Genomic DNA, 18182 nt, shown 5'->3' on the forward strand with positions numbered 1-18182 from the left:
AGCGTGCCTTAGCATCGTGGTCATTCACTTTATCGGCTTCTTGAACCATACGGGCATAGACCGCGCAGGCATTGGCATCGTCAAGCTCGCGCCCTGCAAAGAGGCTTGCGAGATACTCATTGTTTTCTTTATCCTCAGACACATGGACAAAGAGATAACGGTAGATAATCTCTGCACGGTCATCGCTGCGACCACTTGCCCGGTAGGCAACTCCCAGCCAGCGTGCGGTGGTGATGCGCTGCGCCTCGGTTAGTGTGGACGAGTCAAAAGCCGCCTCCAGAATCGGGAGGCGCTCCGGTGTGATCCGAATCTCTTCATCGTTTAGGGTATCTGCCAGTGCCTTGAGCAGCTCGTTTCGAGGAATACTGAGACGTATCCAGTACGCAGACTCGCGCCAGATGGGCTTCATCAGTACTCCGAGCATCTTTTCTTGCGCTGTCGCGCTAGCCTGAATCAGCCCATGCTGGTAGAGAGCAGCAACATAAAAAACGCACCGCTCATCGTCGGGGAAGACCTCCGCAGCTAGCAGGTACCAGTCTGCACAGAGTGAGTGAAACTGTCGGGTTTTGATGTCCGCCCAAAGAAGTGCCTGCGCGATCCGGGCCTGCATATTCTCTGGCGAGCGGTGCGAAGTATCCGGCTTCTTGCCCGCCAGTGCTCCATAGTAGTTCCCCACCGCATCGGGAGTAAGAGGAGTGCCCTCGGACTTCAGCAGGTGTGCTGCCACAATGCCACCCATCAGCCGCTGCTTGATTGTGGGGGCTTGCTTGACATCTTTCAGGACGTTCTTTGCCATAGTTGCTCTTATGAAGTATCGGTCAGTCCTTCGCAAAAACTCATAGGATTCCTCTATGAAAAATCACCAGGGTATACTTGTCGCGATGTCTTTACTTGTCTCTGTCTCTTCGGCGCTGGCGACGCATGCACGGGCTCTAGGATTCTCTCTCGGCTCCGCAGAGGAGACGATTGCCGCGCATCCCGCAGCGGTAAAGCTCGCATGGGCGCAAGGAGCCCGTGAGGTTGTCTGCGCAGTGACGACGGCGAAGCAGCTCTGGGAACTTCGTCCTCTTGCGCTCTTTGCCGCTGCGCTGGGTGAGCCTCTTCGCTCAGGAACCTACCACACGCATCTGCGGGCACCGGAGGGCTTTTCTGCCTCAGAGTGGCGCACGGGGCAACAGGGAAGCCTCTTTTTCGTCACCAATATAACGGAGGCGCCTGTCATGGGCAGTGTGTTTCCTGCATTTGCCGACAAGACACTAGCCGCAGGGGAGACCGTGATCTGGCCCCATGACTTTCCCCTTGGTTTATCAGAAAACTACCTCGCGGCCTACGCGGGCTTGGTGAAGTCCGAGGCGCCCCTGCTCACGGCACATATCCGCCCCGATCCTTTTCCGGGGGCACGGATCTTTGTCACGGGAATCCCTGGTGAGCGGGCCGAGGTGGCGGTGTTCAATGCGGGGCCAGGAGAGCTCGTCGAAGTTGTTTTTGGAGAGCTCCCGGCTGTATTTGCGGCGGGCGTCTCGCAAGTCATCGCCGTGCCTGAGCAGCTTGCCCCTCATCTGTGGCTTTTGGAGAGCACGACCTGGATTGGCCCGGAGTGGCAGCTCGATCATGCGGGTACTCTCCAGCGGCACTTAGCCTCTCCCAAAGAGGCGATGATCGGGGGCGATGACGAGCCACGTAGCGCCCAGCTTCTCTTTGAGGGCGAGTCCCCCGATGCTGTCTGGCTTAACGGCGTTCCGATCACAGGCAGCGATGTCACCCTTCTGCCCGGTGAGAACCGGCTGGTTGTCTATGGGGAGCACGGCCCTGCGTCTCTCATACCGGACGGTGCGTGCTACCTGATGGAGATCACGGACTGGCAGCCTCAGTCGTCCCAGTAGGTGAGCATGGGATCTTTCAAGATCCCGAGGCTCAGGCGCTTGACATGGCCATCGCAAAAGAGCCCGTTGAAGCCATTGTGGTGCGCCGACTCCCAGTGCCCCGGCGAGCTCGACCAGGTCTCACAGTGAACAGCAGGGTTACTGTGCTCCCACATGAGGAGGGTCATGGTCTCCACGGCAGACTCGCTTCGGGTCAGCGGCCCCACATATAAGCCCCCATCCGGTGCCACAACAGTCGGCGGACGGTTGAGCAGGTTGTTCATGGCGTACTGCGGCGAGCGCGTGGTGACGCCCCCAGACGTGACCACTTTCTCCTCAGAGCAGCTCAGCACACCCGTGTTTTTCAGGTACGGCTTTAAAAGAAAATCTTGACTCGGGTTCCAGTTGGAGCGCGGGATTGTCCAGCCCACCCCACCCTGATCGAAGTCAAAATAGACCTCGTCATAGTCTTGAACATACATCCGAGCCCCCAGCCCGATCTGACGCATATTGCTCATGCAGACCGTCTGGCGCGCCTTGGCACGGGCTTGCGCAAAAACCGGAAATAAAATCGCCGCCAGGATCGAGATGATGGCAATCACCACTAAAAGTTCAATGAGAGTAAAGCCACGACGCATAAAGACATACCTTCCCAGTAGTGTATCGCAGGATACAATAAGAATATGACATCACAAAAGAAAATCGCAGTCGTCACCGGAGCCTCCAGTGGCATCGGGGCGGCGACGGCACGGCAGCTTGCAGCGGCAGGCTTTTATGTAATCTTAGGCGCACGACGTGAAGAGAGAATCAGCGCCCTTGCTGAGGAGCTGGGCGGCGCGGCGCATGTCTTAGATGTCGCCGACACGGCCTCGGTAGAAGCCTTCTGCGCCACCGTCCCCGATGAGGTTCATGTGCTCGTCAACAATGCGGGCGGCGCGATTGGGCTGGAGCCGCTTGCCCAGGCCCGCGACGACGACTGGCTCCAGATGTACCAGACCAACGTCCTGGGCCTGATGCGCGTCACCCGTGCGCTGCTTCCGAAACTACAAAACGGCAAGGGGCACATCGTCAATATCACCAGCGTCGCAGGACGCGAGACCTACCCCAATGGCGCGGGCTACTGCGCCGTCAAGCACGCCGCCCGCGCCGTCACCGAGACGCTGCGTCTTGAGCTCAACGGAACTCCCGTTCGCATCACCGATGTCGCGCCGGGCATGGTCGAGACCGAGTTCTCCGAGGTGCGCTTCTTCGGTGACAAAGAGCGCGCCGCCAAAGTCTACGACGGCCTCACGCCGCTCACCGCCGACGATGTGGCCGATGTGATCGTCTTCGCCGTGACGCGCCCTTGGCACGTGAACCTCGACGAGATCGTGATGAAGCCCGTCGCCCAAGCACGAGCCACGGTCGCCGCACGCGGGGTCGGGCTATAGGCCATCTCCCTGCCGTCCATCTCCTTGGAGGGGAGATGGCTGCGAAGTGCGGGGTGTTGGGCTGTAGCGCGGTACAATAGCCTCCGTATGTCTGCCCTTCGCCCCCCCATGGCGCTCTTCTCCGGAACCGCGCACCCCGAGCTCGCCGCCGCTGTTGCCCAGAACCTGGGTATCGAGCTTGGCCCGCTTAAGATCACCCGCTTTCCAGACTCCGAGATCTACATCAAGTTCGAGGACTCGGTGCGCGGCACGGACGCTTTTGTGCTCCAGCCGACCTGCGCCCCGATTGATGCCAACTTACTTGAGCTTCTGATCTTGCTCGATGCGCTTAAGAGAGCCAGTGCCAACAGTATCTCGGTGGTGCTTCCCTACTACGGCTACGCCCGCCAGGAGAAGAAAGATCGCCCCCGTGAGCCGATCACGGCCAAGCTGATCGCTAATTTATTAGTAACCGCGGGTGCGGACCGCATTGTCGCAATGGACCTACATGCCGATGCGATCCAGGGCTTCTTTGATATTCCCGTGGATCACCTTACTGCCATCGGGGCCATCAGCGACTATCTCGCGACCAAGAACTTAGAGAATACCGTTGTGGTCTCGCCGGATGAGGGCCGTGTCAAGAAAGTGCGCAAGATCGCCTCGCGCCTGCACTGCCCCCTCGCCGTGGGCTACAAGTTCCGTCCTGGCCATGGGATCGCGGAGATTTCTGGCCTCGCGGGTGATGTCAAGGGCAAGACCTGCATCATCTACGACGACATGATCTCCACGGGCGGCTCGATCAATGAGATTATTGACATGCTCATCGCCAGCGGTGCCAACCCCGAGATCTACGTCGCCTGCACCCACGCCGTGCTCGCTGGCCCCGCCGTCCAGCGCCTCTCCCGCCCCGAGATTAAAGAGCTGATCGTCACCGACACCATCCCCCTCTCGCCCGAGAAGCGCACGGAGAAGACCACCATTATCTCCGTCTCACACCTCTTCGCCGAGGCCATCCGCCGCATCTGGACCGGCGACTCCGTCAGCGAGCTCTTCAACGACTAACAAATTCGCGGTTCTGCGAACCTATCGAACGATGCCGATTATAGCAGGGTCGGGGAAGACAAGTGGGTCGTCTTTGTAGTGCCCCAGCCCCAGAATCTGCCCGTAGCGCACATAGACAATTCAGCCCATGGCAGAGCCTCTATCGCGTCAGAGCCGCCTTGTGCTTAAGCCAGGGCACAAAGAGATGATCTGGCCCCGGCGTTTTCGCGTGACACCCGATGCAGGTCGCGATCTTGCCTTTCTCCAGCGGAGCCCCCGCCTCCTGAATGAAGTACTCCCAGTCGCCGTTTTGTGGAGCGTGCGTAGCTGCTCACCACTTTCTCAGGAGTCCATTCAAGCTCCTGTGTATCAGGGCGTGTCCGCACAGCAAAAACTCCCAGTGCGATGCCTAGCGCCAGCGCCAAGGCCAGAGATAATAGTCGTTTCATGTTCCAAGTTGCTCCTCAAGCCGGGGGGATGGGTTCAGAACAGCCGCCCCGGCATCGGGGGTGTAGGCAACTCCCGCGTCTCTTTGCCTGCCTTCGCCGTTCCCGGAAGCCCACTCGTCCCTAAGCCTTCGACGAGGTTCTGGAGCCGCTGCGAGAGCCGTGTGTAGCGTGGCTGGACGTGTTTATTTGTCACGGAGCGCTTGAGAGCCCATTTCGTCCCAATAATTACCGCAAATTTCTTTGCACGAGTCAAAGCAGTGTAAACCAAGTTACGTTGCAGCATCATGTAGTGTGTATTATGACAAATAATCACACATGCAGGGTATTCTGATCCTTGAGAATTATGGCAAATCATGCCACTTGCAGAAACAAACGAGTGAATTCCTTCCACCTCAATATCTATCATCGCCGCCGTCTCGCCAGTTTTCCCTACGATTACTAGTGGGTCAAGGTAGCAATCCTCTCCCTGACTTTCGCTGAACTCCAGTATAATTATGCCAACACAACTCTGGCGGTGGGAGACAATTCCCAGTGAAAGCAAGAGTTGCTGAACCCCATCTGCAAACGCGGGAGATGGCATTGCCACTAGACGCTTGCCTGCTTCGTCTTTTTTGGTGAGTTCATTTTTGGTGAGTTCATTGGTGTCGAAAAGCCCCCGCAAAAATGCCGCTCGGGATTTCGTCGAGGCGCGAAAGATACCCTCGGGAATGGATGTTGCGGCAAGCCCTAGCTGGTAAGCGAAATCTGGCTGTGTTCCATCTGGCTCCCCTTCAATTTCCAAGACAGTCCGATCCAGTACCAGCGTATCGTCGGGCTTCAGTTCACCGGCAACGCGCCACTGCGGTTCATTCTCTCCCTTGGGGATTGCCCAGAGCGGGTGCTCCGGCGAGACTCGGAGCGTCTGCCCGGAGCGGGTTTTCAGAACGACGACTGGCCGCTCACCCGTCTCAAAACAGTCGATGACTCTGCGTTTTTGCCCAAAGCCTGTCTGCACCTGATCGCCCACTTGCACTTCGCTTATCGGAATCAGACCACGCTGGGTTCGGATGCGCTCATCGGGATGGAGGCATTTATGCGTCGTGAGGCTGAAGGCATGATTTAGCTCATCTGTTTCGGCAAATTCGTACTCAACAGGGCCTTCTGGATAGTCTACAATGAGCATTTGGTCTTCGGTATTGATTGTGTCAATATGCCCGACATCGCCATTGAAGACATTTTTATCGTAGTTGTTGCGCCGCTGCATTACCCGGTCGCCCTCGCGCAGGATCATGCCGCCGCGTGGGTGCTCTTTCTTCTCAGGATGCGCCGGGTTGATGATCTTCTGCAGCTCCTCATTGAGGTTGCGGACACCCACCATGCCGCGCTGCATCGGGGAGAGGACGGTGATCTCGTCGGCCTTGAAGCCTAGGTTCGGCAGGCTCTTGGCAACGATCCCCTTGATCTTTTGTAGCAGCTCCTCGGTCTCGTCGACTTCGATAAAGACACAGTCCGCGCCGTTCTTGGCCTCGCTGGGCGGCAGGAGCTCGGGGACTTTCCCCTTGTTGATCGCATGGGCGTTGGTGATGATCTTGCTGGCCGCCGCCTGCCGGAAGACCTGCGTGAGGCGCGCCACGGGGACACGCCCGGACTGTATGAGATCATTGAGCACGTTGCCCGGCCCCACACTGGGAAGCTGGTCCACATCGCCCACAAAGATAATCTGGGCACCGTCGGGGATGGCGCGGATCGTGTTGTGGGTGAGCATCAAATCCAGCATCGACGACTCATCGATCACCAGCACATCGAGCTCCAGCGGCTCGCCCGGCCCGTGCTTGAAGCCCTTCTTCTCCGGGTCGAACACCAAGAGCCGGTGGATCGTCTTCGCCTCCCGCCCCGAGACCTCCGCCGCCCGCTTCGCCGCCCGCCCCGTCGGCGCCGCGATCTGAATCCGCCGCCCGAGCTTCTCCAGCGCCTGAACAATAAAGTTCGTGGTGAACGTGTTGTGGTTCACCAGCCCATTGGCAATAAACGAGTGCGGCCCTGGAACCGTCAGATCATAAACCGGCGCTTCACTCTCTTCGATACTCTCGACTTTGTCCCAGAAATCCCGATCAGGCACAGGGTAGTCGGTTTCATACGGTGATGCAATTTCGGCAAGGAAAGGCAATAGGCTACATAGCCTTTCAGCTTCTTCACCCTGGATGATAATTTTTGCCTCTTCAGCAGTTTTTGAAATTTTTGAGATGATCCCAAGATTTAGCAAAATGAGCTGAATATGCTTGATGACACCCTCATTCTGTACGCTCACTTGAAAATGTGGGTGGGGTAGAGCAGAGAATTCGCCCTCAAAAAAACCAGCGAGGAAGGCTTCGACAAAAGATTGAGAAGATTGCAGAATTACATCAGGAACCCCTGGGTAGACGGAAGACCGACCTCCCTCCTCCAATTTTTGATAAAGTGCTCCACCGAACATCACAAGCTTGTCAAAATCTAGGCGTGGACTTTTTTTAGCTCCCTCTCCCAACCGATACGCGGCATCCACGCTATAAAGAGTTTTCTCTCCCCAGATATTGTCGCCGCGACGCACGGCAACTCTATCACCCGGTTTTAGCTCGTCGAGGCGTTTCCAGTCGGGGCTGGTTTCGGTCATGGCCCAGAGGCGGTGGTTGGGGGTGCCTTCCAGCTCTAAGCCGAGGTGGGTTTTGATGCGCCGGGTCTCGCGGACACCGCCACAGTAGGCGTGGCTCGTGGTGGCGATGCCGTCTTTCGTGACCACTTTCGCCGTGTGCTCATGGAAGCCATCGGGGACATCGGGGAGGTTTTCGCCCCAGTGCGAGCGCATGGTGGTGAAGCCATTGGTTCCCAGCACCAGCGTGTCGCCGACAACGCACTTCCCGCAGCCAGGACCGCCTGTCAGTACCAAGACGCTCTCACTTAAAGCACGTCTTACGGCCATGTCTTGCTCCTCGGAGAGCTTTTCGTGGCCGGGGAGGCTTTCGAGGATCTTGTCGATCTCGGCGGGCTTGGGGCGGTTGCGCCACGGGGAGTTGAGGAGCTGGTGCACCCGATCCGCGACGGCTTTCTCGGTGGTATGGAAGCTCGGGGTGTAGATCGCGGTCTCTTCGTGGCCCATCAGCTCGATGGTCTCCGCCACCAAGAGGCCGCGCTGGATCAGGTCGGCCAGCACGGGGTCGAGTTTCTGCCCCAGCTGCGCTTTTTCGTGGGCCTGGTCGTGTTCGGGGAGATCGTCGGCGGACTTGATATAGAGATTCTCCGCAGCCTTCTCGATCAGCTCGCGCTGGGGCAGGTAGCAGTGGCCGCCGCTCTCCATCTCACTATTGAGGATATAGACCATCCCCGCCTCTAATCTCTGCTGCGAGTCATAGGCAACCCCTAGATTCAGCGCGATCTTGTCGGCGCTGCGAAAGCCGATCCCCCAGATATCCGTGGCGAGCTGGTAGGGGTTCTGCTCCACCTGCTCGATGGCGCGCTCTTTGTAGTACTTGTAGATCTTGACCGCGTAGGTCGGCGTGATCCCGTGGCCGATCAGGAACTCCATGATGGCGGCGATCTCTTTTTGGGCGATAAAGCCCGCCTGGATCATCAGGGCTTTTTTCTCCCCGATCCCCTTGACTTCCTGGAGCTTGTCCGGGTGGTGCTCGATCACCTCCAGAGTCTTGACCCCGAACTTCTTGACCATCCACTCGGCGGCTTTTGGCCCAATCCCCTTGATCATCCCCGAGCCGAGGTATTTTTCAATCGCCGCTGCCGTCGCGGGGCGCATGACTTCGTAGCGGACGGCCTTGAACTGCTTGCCGTGCTGGGGGTGCTTGTCCCACCAGCCAAAGATCCGCAGGCTCTCCCCCACCACGGGGTTGGAGAAGTTGCCCAAGACGGGAATCACATCGGCCTTGACTTTGTCGCGCGTGTCGGCGGGCAAGACTTTGAGCACGGCGTAGCCATTCTCTTCGTTGTGGTAGGTCACGCGCTCAATCGTGCACTCCAGCACCTCGCTCGGGCGGTAGCTCTCCGCTTCTTCTCGGGTTCGGGGGGTAAATGCCATCGCAGCTATTATACTTCCCCCTCAACCTCTCAGCCGGAAAGCGGTAGAATAGTTCAAGGAGTGTTTGCCATGCCCTCGCCGTTTCCCGGAATGGATCCGTTTTTAGAGGCCTCAGAGCTGTGGCCTGCCTTTCACAACGCCTTCATTTACTGCCTCAACGCCGCCATCAACCAGCAGCTTCCAGTAGGCTTTGCATCACGGCTAGAGGAGCGTCTGGTTGTCGAGGAGGGCATCCGTCACTTTGTCGCCGATGTCTCCATCGGGCAGAGTGGGCCGCCATCGAGCGGCATGACCATTGCCGAGTCGCCTTCGAAGCTTGCGATGGAGTGGGCAATAGAGGAGAGCGAGCCCTTTCGTGAGACCTTTATCGAGATACAGACCCGTGAAGGCTCCCAGCGGCGCGTGGTTGCGGTGGTCGAGCTGCTCAGCTATGCCAATAAGCTTCCTGGCAAAGGCCGCGATGAGTATCTTGGCAAACAGAAAAATCTCCTCTCCAGCGAGATCCATCTACTAGAGCTAGACTTGCTCCGAGCCGGGCCACACACGCTTGCTGTCTCAGAAGCCAGCCTTAAAGAGCGCTTTGGACACTACGACTACGCAGCCAGCCTGCACCGCGCCCGCGACGGGCGGCGCTTCCAGATGGTCGCCTGGCAGCTTCCCCACGAGCTTCCCAGTATTCTTGTCCCGCTGGAAGACCCGCATCCCGACCTCGTGATAGACCTCCAGCCCCTCCTGACCCGCGCCTACGACGAAGGCCGCTTCTCCGAGCTAGTCGATTACTCACGGCTCCCCGAACCGAGTATGAGTGCGGAGACGCTGGCATGGCTCACGGAGCGCCGTCCATGAGTGCGCACCTGCGCCGACACCCTGCGGAGATCGTCCTTTCACTCCTCTCGCTTATGGGTGGTGCCGTTCTCATCAGCTACACGTTGCGAAGCGAGCTGTGGGCCGATCTCGGTTTCCGTCCCGTGCGAATGTGTGTGCGCTTTTATGGCTTGCTCAACATGACGGCAGGACTGTGCTTACTACTTCGTGCCCCGCACCTGGTCTAGCGTCTCCAGTGGCTTAAGGCGCTGAATGCGGCTCGTGATTGAAGAGGAGTATCTTGCCAAGCAAAAGACGCTCTTGGAGAGCGAGGTGCATCTGCTAGAGCTGGACTTTCTAAGAGCAGGCGAGTACACGCTGGTGGCTTCCCAGAGTAGCCTTAAGGCGCGGTTTGGCCCCTTTGACTACGCCGCCAGTCTACACCGAGGCGACTACGGACGTCGCTTTCAGGCCGTGGCCTGGATGGTTCAAGACAGACTCCCCACGGTTCTCGTCCCCCTCGACGAAACCCATGCAGATTTAGAAATAGACCTCCAGCCCGTTTTCGAGCGCACCTACGACGAGGGTGGCTTCGAGCGCATGGTGGATTATACTGCTTCCCCAGAGCCCACTTTTCCCGATGAGGTGCTGGCAGGCTGGGTGACTTCCATGTCGGCGAGCTGCATGTCTAAAGCGCGACCAGAGAGCTGAATCTCGTGCAAGGAGACGGTGAGGGAGAGGCTGAGGGCGACGAGGCTTGCACCAAAGAACCAGGAACCGGCGCGGAGCCAGTTTTCAAAGAGGCAGAACATGGCAATGACGCAGAGTAAGATGGCGCTAATTCCCAGGGTCTGCATGCGGCGGATCAGGCGCACTCTATAGCGCAGGCTCTCGATCTGCGGCGGGATTTTCGGGTCGTGCGTGTCACTCCAGCGCTCGTAGAGGCTGCGAGTAAGTGCGGCCAGCGCCAGAAAGCGGTTGGTGTAGGCCAGCAAGATCAGCGAGACGGCAGGAAAGAGCAACGCGGGGGTAGTCAGAGAAATGTCCACATAAATAGAATTGGCGCATTAGCAAAATCCTCCTGCATTCAGATATAATAACTTCTGTTGACGAGGGAAGGTTTACTATGGAAAACGAAGAATCTCTGCTTTCGCCCCGTTTATTGGGTGTACTTCATTGTGCCGTTGAGCAGAAAACAACCTGCACTAAAAAAATTGCTCAGTTTCTGGGTTTGAAACCACAGTCGGTAAATACTTACTGGAAACATATTAAATATCGGCTCAGTGTTGAAGAACGCCACCAGGCAGTTGATTGGTTTCGTAGTAATGAGACTTTGCATTTAAATACAGACAGTCTTAACAAATCAGGACAGGTCGGGGGGGGGGGGTAGGTAAAAAACAGAAACAATAATATCCCACTTTTGGGACTTGTTTTCGTATCTGCATTTCAGATACGCTGTATTGTACATATGAATACATTAGTAGTGACCGAGAAAATTCATCTCCAAATTGGAGGCTTGACTCTGTTGCCATCCTGTGATTTTAATAAAATTTCGTGGAGAGTATTGTGAATTATAGTATTGCTTTTTTACTTCCAGCGACACTTCTCGCTTTGCATGCTAATTTACCTATCCAGTTAAAAAACATACCGGACAATATATATACTTATAATATCAAAAAATTAACTTCGAGAATTCAAAAAAATTCAAAAATAGTAATTATTACAGGAAATACAGAAGGATACATTCAAGAATGTGGATGCACAACAATTCAACCAGCAGGCTTAGCAAGAAAAATTCAACTTGCACTATCATTAAGTACGTTTTTTCACTTAATGGCTTCAATAATTGTTCATTGATAGATTTAGGAAACTTGTCTGATGACCTTAAGAAAAGCAAAGCAGTACTAGAGTGTCTTGAAAATTCAGGTTACGATTCTGTTTTCGTTAGCCAAAAAGAATTTTCTTTAGGTGATACTTTTCTTTCAATATCAAAACAATTTTCGGTACGTCTTGTTTTTCCTTTACAAGAAACGAACGTATCTGATATCAGGTTGAAAAACAATGTTAATATTATTAATCTGCAATGTAATTATAGTAAAGAAAAAGAAATATATCTTAAAAATATCCTCAGTAAAACTGACATCCATACCATAATTTATGGCACTAATGAATGGGAAAAACGCATATCACCTAATTTTGTCTCAAAAAATAATTTTTTAATCGTCAATGATGCAAATAAAAAACTATCAAATAATATTAATATTATAAATAAGATTCAAAAAGATGAAATTTTAATTATTGCATTCGACAAAAGTAACATAATAGAAAGAATAAAAATACCTAATCTTGTACCTGAAGATTCAAAATCAGCAAAATTAATAGGATCTTATTTTTCCTCAGAGGCCAATGATATTCAAAATCAATCAGCTTCAATATCAATAAATAATGATGATCTGGGGTATATACCACCAGAAAATTGCCGAAATTGTCATATCCAAGAATATAAAAAATGGTCATTTTCTAGCCATGCGGTAGCATCTCGAACATTAGAAGATAAAAACAGATTAATTGGTGAGTGCTTGAATTGTCATAGCGAATTATATCGTCGTAAAAAAATTTTCAAGACTGATATTAAAGCCGCTTGGCATGGCATCACTTGTTCAACATGTCATGGAGATGGGATCCAACATAGTGCCGACAGAAAACGAACTTCTATAACTCGCAGTGTTAAAGAAGATTTCTGCCGTAAGTGTCATGATTCATACAATGATCCAAAATTTAATTATTTAACATACATTGAGAAGATTAGGCACTGGTAACACGCTATGAAAAATGCATCAATATTCATCAATTCAACAAAAATTCGTTTTTTAGAAAAAAATATACTTCTTAATATTTTTGATGTGGGTATAGAACAAATCATGTTACCCTTATTGATGGAAGGTATGACTCTGCAACGTTGTCCCGGCTTTTTTCCTTGGAATTCTATTCATCAAAATTATAGTGATGATATTTTGAAACAGGTTTCTTCGTTAGCACGATCAAAAAACACTCAAATTATTGGATATATAAATCTTTTACAATGGGAAAGTCTTAACGGCGATAAAAATTACTCAATTTTTAATAAAAATCCTGAATTATATGAAAAAACAGTCATGAATTATGAGAAGTCAGCATTTGCATCACCATTACACCCTCGATTCCAATCAATAATTAATGATTATATTGATAATAATGTAAGAAATTTTTCGGAATTATCTGAAATAGTCTTACATTTTAGTCTACCAATAGATAACCTTTATGCTTTTAATGAATATGGGAGAGAACTCTATATCAAAGAGAAAAAAATAGATCCTATAGATATTTTTTTGATGAAGGATGAAGAGAAACAGAAAATTGCATCAGAATGGCAGAATTGGAGATTGGGTAAAATTTCTAATGTTGTTGGTTCTATATGTAAAAAAATTAAAAAATTGAATTCTAGTATTAAAATAAGTATTATTGGTCAACCTAATGTATACAATATGTCACTCAGGGATAGAAATCGTTGTGTCAATGATTGGTTTTCTTGGCTAAGTGAATCTTATGCCGATGAGGTGATTTTTTATGATGATTGGTCAAACATTAATAATATTAGAAGCATTAAAAATGCAGTTGACCTTGTGTCAAAAATAAATAAATCCAAAAAAATTAGAGTAATAGCTGATTTAAGAAAAGAAAGTAAAAGGATAAACCCTATAGATCAATTTAAAAACTACAATACTGTTGACACAATAATTTTCAGCCTTAATGAAGCTGAAGATATACCTCGTATTAATAATCTGTGCTCTGACTGGAAAAAAAGTGGTTAGAGTATATAAGTTCAACGTCCACAGAGATAAAAGAAAAATGAAAAATATGTCCTTACGTAAAAGTTTATTTTGCATAGTGTTAATACCATTTTGCAACCTAAGTTCGGCAAATGCTCAAGCGCCTGATCCAACCACGGTTTGTTCAAATACCACGGTGCATCCAACTGCAGCATCTACAGTCACTACAAAGATTACAGCTTCCAGAGCAGCGCATAGCCCCGCCCCAGAGTGTCCCCAGACAACTGCATGTGATACAACGCCACCTCCAAAACATTATGTAGGTAAGACGGTTTTAAATTATAAAATGACTAAAGTTGGCAAACAAAGCAAAGATTTTTCAGTCAGTCTTGGTCTATTATTTAATTATATAACTGGAGTGAATACTAAAGCTCAATGGGAAACAACAAACACTAGTGAAACTTCTATTACTGATCAACGTGGAGGTGATCAGTTTTTTATTGATTGCGGTTGGACATGGGCAGTGATACGGTATGACTTGGAAACAATTAAGACGGAGATTCATCTTAATGAGAGTCGAGTCTTAACAGAAGTACAACCAAGCCTTTCAGATTATACCTGGAATCGAAAAACTCATAAACTTGATTATTGTCAAGGAATAGTAGCTCTGACAGGCAATGAAATTCCTGATCCCGAACCAGTTTTGCCATGTGATGCAGTTCTGTAAGGTATCGACAATATCGTCTTGACAAAAAAATTCTCCGTTTTTCATCTTGTACGCAAGGCTATGGATCGGAAGATGTTGTTGGCTCCCAAAGAGCCTTAGGTGAAGAGCCCTCCACCCAGCAACACGGCAAAATCCATAGCCTTGTACGCAATATGAAAAACGGAGAATCCAGACCATGAAAGGCTAATTAAAATGACAAAAGCAAAATTTGCAGGAACTTTCTTTATTTTTATATCTATTTATGCTTTCTCATATGCACAAAGAAATACATTTATTGATTTATTACGAATTGACACTAATTATACTGCAATTAAAAAATTAAATATGATCAATAATAAAGTAATTTGTGTCGAAATAAATGACGAAGAAATATTGAAAAAAAAATTTATACCTAATAAATACAATGAAAAGTCACTTTTGAAGACTATTTCAAGTCAATTTGGTTCTATTGGTTATGGCTATACAAAAAATAAAAATATTTTCTTAAAATCTAGTAACCCGATAGATGATCCTGATATTGATTTTATGGGTGATACAATGCGTAGTTTGAAAGATTTAACTAAGGTATCGCAAGCATTAGATATTTTGTCTAAAAATAACATTCCATTAAAATCAAATATGTCTCTTTTTGATCAAGAAGCAAAGCAAGGATTAAAAAATTTAATGCATGGATCTGATTTATTGAGAAATGGTTCTAGCTTATACGATAACCCTAAAGCCGTTATCGAGATAACAGGATCAAAATATATTTCTGTTTTTTTTCCTGATGGTACATCAGTTTCTGGAAAGGTCAATAATGAAAAGTAGAATTTTTGTTTCTTTTGCTAGTTTGATAATAGCAATTTCAGGCTTAGTTTTAGCCGAATCTTTTGGCCAATCGCCATCTTGTCAAGGTCAATTGATAAACTTGCCTTATGGCCATAAGGCAATTTATCAATTGAAAGAGATAGCTGAAATACTTTCCAAATCCTCTGGTATTCTCCATGTTATAGATGTTAGATGTGAATCAAGAAAAATTCTAATCATTACTTCTAATAATACTGTTCAAATTACTGAATTGAAAGAACTTTTAGAAGGATCTACTAATTTAAAATGGAGAACTGTAAACAAAACAAATTTTCTTACATACTATAATGATAATGAAATACTTAAATTGGCGGAAAATACAAAAAATAAACTGGAAAATTTACGAAATTCAATATCTTCTGTACTTGAAGGAGATAATCATATATCTGGTGTGAAAAACTGGGAAAAATTATCTGAACAAGATAAAATTCGAAATATATCTATGATGTCGAAGATAGGTGGGGCAGATTCTGAGATTTTTCGACAAATTACTCAAAATCCACAGATGTTGCAAGGGGCGACAATTAAATATTCACTCAGCCTAGATATTTCCGTCGGGACGGGGTTGCCTGGTGATGGAGGAAGTAAAACCGCCTACCGTATCTACTGATTGGCTGTGTACACATCTCCCTAATTTACGTCGCCTGGAGCAGGAGGCGCGGGACATCGGCGGCGGGGAGGGGCTTTCCGAAGAGATAGCCCTGGATAATATCGCAGCCCATCTGGGTGAGCTTCTCAAACTGCTCCTGCGTCTCGACCCCCTCGGCCACCACTTTCATCCCTAGAGTCCGCGAGATGTCCACCATCGCACGCACCACGGCTTCGTCGGCGGCGCTCTCACAGATATGGGTCACGAAGCTCTTGTCTATCTTGATGCGGTCCACCGGGAGCTTGGCCAGCCGCCCAAAGTTGGTGTAGCCCATCCCAAAGTCGTCCACGGAGAGCTGGAGGCCCATGTCTTTAATTTTGAAGAGCACGTCTTTGACTTTGGCTTCGTCTTGCTGCAACAGATCGCTCTCCGTGATCTCTAGGTCCACGTGCTCGCGATGCACGCCCGACATTGCCAGAAGCTCCTCGATATGCTCGGTGAGGTGGTTCTGGGAGAGCTGTCGCCCCGAGAGGTTCACCGAGACTCCCAAGCCCGAGAGTGCCTGTTGCCAGAAGGCTGCTTGGCCAAACGCCTCTTTCATCACCCACTCGCCCAGCGGGACAATCAGGCCCGTGTCCTCGGCCATGGGAATAAACGTGTCGGGCGGGATCATCCCTAGTTGCTGGTGGTTCCAGCGCGCCAGTGCTTCAAAGCCCAGTAGGTGTCCCGTACCCGCCGCCACTTGTGGCTGGTAGTGTAGGAGCATCTCACCCCGATCCACGGCCTGGGAGAGGCGCGACTCCAGGGCAAGCCGCTCAATCCCCGTGAGAGACATCCCCTCGCGCCAGAGCGTGACATGGCCACGGGACGCTTTCTTGGCCTGGTACATCGCTGTGTCGGCACGCTCTAAGAGCGTTCGGGGGTCGGTGCCGTGAAACGGAGCCAGCGCGAGGCCAATACAGGCCGTCAGGCGGATATCAATGCCACGGAGTGCAAAGGAGCTCTGCACTGCTTCCAGAACTTTTTGTGCCACCGAGTGCGCATCACCCTCACTGGCAACACCCGGCAAGAGCGCCACAAACGTGTCGCCCTCCAGCCGCCCAATCACGTCTTCTGCCCGAAGTGCGGCCCCGAGCCGCCGCGCGATAATCATCAGCGCCTGATCGCCGCCGTCTTGACCAAGCGCCTCATTGACCCACTTGAAGCGATCCAGTGCGAGTACCATGACCCCAAATGCCCCATGAGAGCCTGAGGTTAGGAGCTTTAAGATAGACTCCTCGATAGACTTTCGGTTCGGCAGGTCAGTGAGGGAGTCACGGTGGGTCTGGCGGCGTATCTCTAGTTCAACCGCACGGCTCTGGGTAATATCACGAGCGGCAGCGTAGGCGGGAAGGTTGTCTTTGCCGGGCGCAATGCTCCACTGAAGGTAGTGAAACTCGCCTGAGGCCGCTAAGAAGCGGCAGCTAAAGCGCGCCGTGCTTCCCTGTGCGGCTTGCCCCAGTGCCACAGTCACTTCCAGATTGTCTTCATCGGGGATGAGCTCAAAGAGCTTGCGGTCATTGAGGCTCTGAGGCGAGTAGCCCAGTGCAGCATGCCACGCGGGATTGACACGCACCAGGGTCGCGGTGCCCAGCTCAAGCAGACAGAGCATCTCCGAAGACTGCTGAAAAAACTCATCGGCATTTCCCGGAGAGAACACCACTTTGGGCTGAATTGCCACGGCGATTCCTGCTCCCTCGGGCGTGATCTCGATCTTCTGATGACCCTCACCAAGGAGTTCGGTCTCAAAGGAGAGTGGAGTGCGTGTTGCCAGCACCTGCATGAGTCCGTCTTGGAGGGCCTCCCAGACAGGCGTGCTACAGACAGAGCGTAAAGATTCTCCCAGCCGCACCCCTAGCACTTCCCCTTCGATCTGGGAAAACCGGAGCTGTGGGTCCAGCTGAAAATTTTTAGGCAACATGGTCATGAAGGAAAGTTATCGAATTGTACCAGAAACTAGTAATTCCCGTAGTGTTATATTGTCGGTGGATAGGGGATAACTAATTAGTCCATGGAAGAAAGACTTATCTATCTCGAAAGTCAAGCCGAGCAGCTTCGGAGTGAGGTCGCTTTGTTGCGTACCCAGTTTACCGAGCACCAGCAACTTGACAGCCTCAAGGCGGAGAATCAGCTCTTGCGCCAGGCGGTGCTGCGCTACGCCTTGGCCTGCGGCGATGTGGACCTCAAGATGGCGATGGCACGCTCACGCCACGAGAGTAGCCCCGAGAGCCTTGCAAGCCTCCAGCAAGCCACCAATGAAGAAAAAGAGGCATCACGTACCCTGCGCGAGCTTGCTCAGAGCCTCAAGCTGGCTGAGCAAGAACGCAATCACCCTCCGACCAGCTCGGGTGGGTAGGCCGATCCGCTACGCAGGGGCAGTAGTGTAGCGGTTGATCCCGGCGGCAGCATCGTTGCGGGCCTGCTCCTCCAGAAAATGCTCCAACTCAACGCGAGCATCCTTCGGATCCTCGACCTGGCTGTCTTCGTGGATCAGGCCATCGCGGAAGCGAATGATCCGCGTGGCGTGCTGCGCGATATCGTTCTCATGGGTCACCATCACGATCG

Annotated in this window: 19 protein-coding genes and 1 pseudogene; 14 read left to right on the forward strand and 6 right to left on the reverse strand. The window is 51.3% G+C overall.

The window, feature by feature from the left end; translation table 11 throughout:
• Positions 1–796, reverse strand: a 796-nt coding sequence (locus tag AC1XOS_RS08495; RefSeq protein ID WP_481961787.1) for a hypothetical protein, incomplete at its 3' end; no start/stop codon positions are given.
• 85 nt (positions 797–881) lie between these two features.
• On the opposite strand from AC1XOS_RS08495, the gene AC1XOS_RS08500 reads away from it, so the two are divergent.
• Positions 882–1883, forward strand: a complete 1002-nt coding sequence (locus AC1XOS_RS08500; RefSeq protein ID WP_481961788.1) for a hypothetical protein — start codon at positions 882–884, stop codon at positions 1881–1883.
• On the opposite strand, the gene AC1XOS_RS08505 is transcribed toward AC1XOS_RS08500, so the two are convergent.
• Positions 1868–2500 carry a type II secretion system protein gene (locus AC1XOS_RS08505; RefSeq protein WP_481961789.1) on the reverse strand — a complete coding sequence of 211 codons (633 nt, stop codon included), beginning with the start codon at positions 2498–2500 and terminating at the stop codon, positions 1868–1870. The two genes, AC1XOS_RS08500 and AC1XOS_RS08505, sit on opposite strands and share 16 nt — an antisense overlap.
• Before the next feature lie 45 nt (positions 2501–2545).
• Between AC1XOS_RS08505 and AC1XOS_RS08510 the strand changes: the two genes are divergently transcribed.
• On the forward strand, positions 2546–3292 hold the full coding sequence (locus tag AC1XOS_RS08510) for an SDR family NAD(P)-dependent oxidoreductase (protein ID WP_481961790.1): 747 nt from the start codon (positions 2546–2548) through the stop codon (positions 3290–3292).
• An 87-nt stretch (positions 3293–3379) separates the two neighbouring features.
• The gene (locus AC1XOS_RS08515; protein ID WP_481961791.1) at positions 3380–4333 is read left to right on the forward strand and encodes a ribose-phosphate diphosphokinase; all 954 of its coding nucleotides are present in this window, start codon (positions 3380–3382) and stop codon (positions 4331–4333) included.
• 462 nt (positions 4334–4795) lie between these two features.
• On the opposite strand, the gene AC1XOS_RS08520 is transcribed toward AC1XOS_RS08515, so the two are convergent.
• Complete coding sequence (locus AC1XOS_RS08520; RefSeq protein WP_481961792.1) at positions 4796–8803, reverse strand: helix-hairpin-helix domain-containing protein; 4008 nt, start codon at positions 8801–8803, stop codon at positions 4796–4798.
• A gap of 69 nt (positions 8804–8872) precedes the next feature.
• Here AC1XOS_RS08520 and AC1XOS_RS08525 point away from each other — a divergent pair, with 69 nt between their 5' ends.
• The 3 genes from AC1XOS_RS08525 to AC1XOS_RS08535 are packed head-to-tail and all read left to right on the forward strand — an operon-like array spanning position 8873 to position 10318.
• On the forward strand, positions 8873–9649 hold the full coding sequence (locus AC1XOS_RS08525; protein WP_481961793.1) for a DUF4058 family protein: 777 nt from the start codon (positions 8873–8875) through the stop codon (positions 9647–9649).
• Entirely contained in the window at positions 9625–9855 is a 231-nt protein-coding gene (locus AC1XOS_RS08530; RefSeq protein WP_481961794.1) for a hypothetical protein, read from the forward strand. Before AC1XOS_RS08525 ends, AC1XOS_RS08530 begins: the two co-directional genes overlap by 25 nt.
• A 25-nt stretch (positions 9856–9880) precedes the next feature.
• Positions 9881–10318 (forward strand): DUF4058 family protein, encoded by a 438-nt coding sequence (locus tag AC1XOS_RS08535; protein WP_481961795.1) that lies wholly within the window; start codon positions 9881–9883, stop codon positions 10316–10318.
• Here AC1XOS_RS08535 and AC1XOS_RS08540 read toward each other — a convergent pair.
• Positions 10216–10656, reverse strand: coding sequence for a DUF2721 domain-containing protein (locus tag AC1XOS_RS08540; RefSeq protein WP_481961796.1), 441 nt, complete (start codon positions 10654–10656; stop codon positions 10216–10218). The two genes, AC1XOS_RS08535 and AC1XOS_RS08540, sit on opposite strands and share 103 nt — an antisense overlap.
• A gap of 77 nt (positions 10657–10733) precedes the next feature.
• Here AC1XOS_RS08540 and AC1XOS_RS08545 point away from each other — a divergent pair, with 77 nt between their 5' ends.
• The 7 genes from AC1XOS_RS08545 (at position 10734) to AC1XOS_RS08575 (ending at position 15599) form a co-directional block, all read left to right on the forward strand.
• On the forward strand, positions 10734–10997 hold the full coding sequence (locus tag AC1XOS_RS08545; protein WP_481961797.1) for a LuxR C-terminal-related transcriptional regulator: 264 nt from the start codon (positions 10734–10736) through the stop codon (positions 10995–10997).
• Between the two features lie 164 nt (positions 10998–11161).
• A complete protein-coding gene (locus AC1XOS_RS08550; protein ID WP_481961798.1) occupies positions 11162–11464 on the forward strand; it encodes a hypothetical protein in 303 nt (100 codons plus the stop codon).
• Entirely contained in the window at positions 11461–12426 is a 966-nt protein-coding gene (locus AC1XOS_RS08555) for a multiheme c-type cytochrome (protein WP_481961799.1), read from the forward strand. The genes AC1XOS_RS08550 and AC1XOS_RS08555 overlap by 4 nt, the downstream gene beginning before the upstream one ends.
• A gap of 6 nt (positions 12427–12432) precedes the next feature.
• Positions 12433–13458 carry a family 10 glycosylhydrolase gene (locus AC1XOS_RS08560; protein ID WP_481961800.1) on the forward strand — a complete coding sequence of 342 codons (1026 nt, stop codon included), beginning with the start codon at positions 12433–12435 and terminating at the stop codon, positions 13456–13458.
• A gap of 37 nt (positions 13459–13495) precedes the next feature.
• Positions 13496–14143: a hypothetical protein gene (locus AC1XOS_RS08565; protein ID WP_481961801.1), complete on the forward strand. Its 648-nt coding sequence runs from the start codon at positions 13496–13498 to the stop codon at positions 14141–14143.
• A 192-nt stretch (positions 14144–14335) separates the two neighbouring features.
• A complete protein-coding gene (locus tag AC1XOS_RS08570; protein WP_481961802.1) occupies positions 14336–14950 on the forward strand; it encodes a hypothetical protein in 615 nt (204 codons plus the stop codon).
• Positions 14940–15599 carry a hypothetical protein gene (locus tag AC1XOS_RS08575; RefSeq protein WP_481961803.1) on the forward strand — a complete coding sequence of 220 codons (660 nt, stop codon included), beginning with the start codon at positions 14940–14942 and terminating at the stop codon, positions 15597–15599. Before AC1XOS_RS08570 ends, AC1XOS_RS08575 begins: the two co-directional genes overlap by 11 nt.
• Before the next feature lie 25 nt (positions 15600–15624).
• On the opposite strand, the gene AC1XOS_RS08580 is transcribed toward AC1XOS_RS08575, so the two are convergent.
• A complete protein-coding gene (locus AC1XOS_RS08580) occupies positions 15625–17544 on the reverse strand; it encodes a putative bifunctional diguanylate cyclase/phosphodiesterase (protein WP_481961804.1) in 1920 nt (639 codons plus the stop codon).
• Positions 17545–17628: 84 nt separating this feature from the next.
• Here AC1XOS_RS08580 and AC1XOS_RS08585 point away from each other — a divergent pair, with 84 nt between their 5' ends.
• Positions 17629–17973 (forward strand): hypothetical protein, encoded by a 345-nt coding sequence (locus tag AC1XOS_RS08585; RefSeq protein ID WP_481961805.1) that lies wholly within the window; start codon positions 17629–17631, stop codon positions 17971–17973.
• A 9-nt stretch (positions 17974–17982) separates the two neighbouring features.
• On the opposite strand, the pseudogene AC1XOS_RS08590 reads toward AC1XOS_RS08585, so the two are convergent.
• A pseudogene (locus AC1XOS_RS08590) lies at positions 17983–18182 on the reverse strand (hypothetical protein); the annotation flags it as partial.

This window comes from Armatimonas sp., assembly GCF_964826245.1.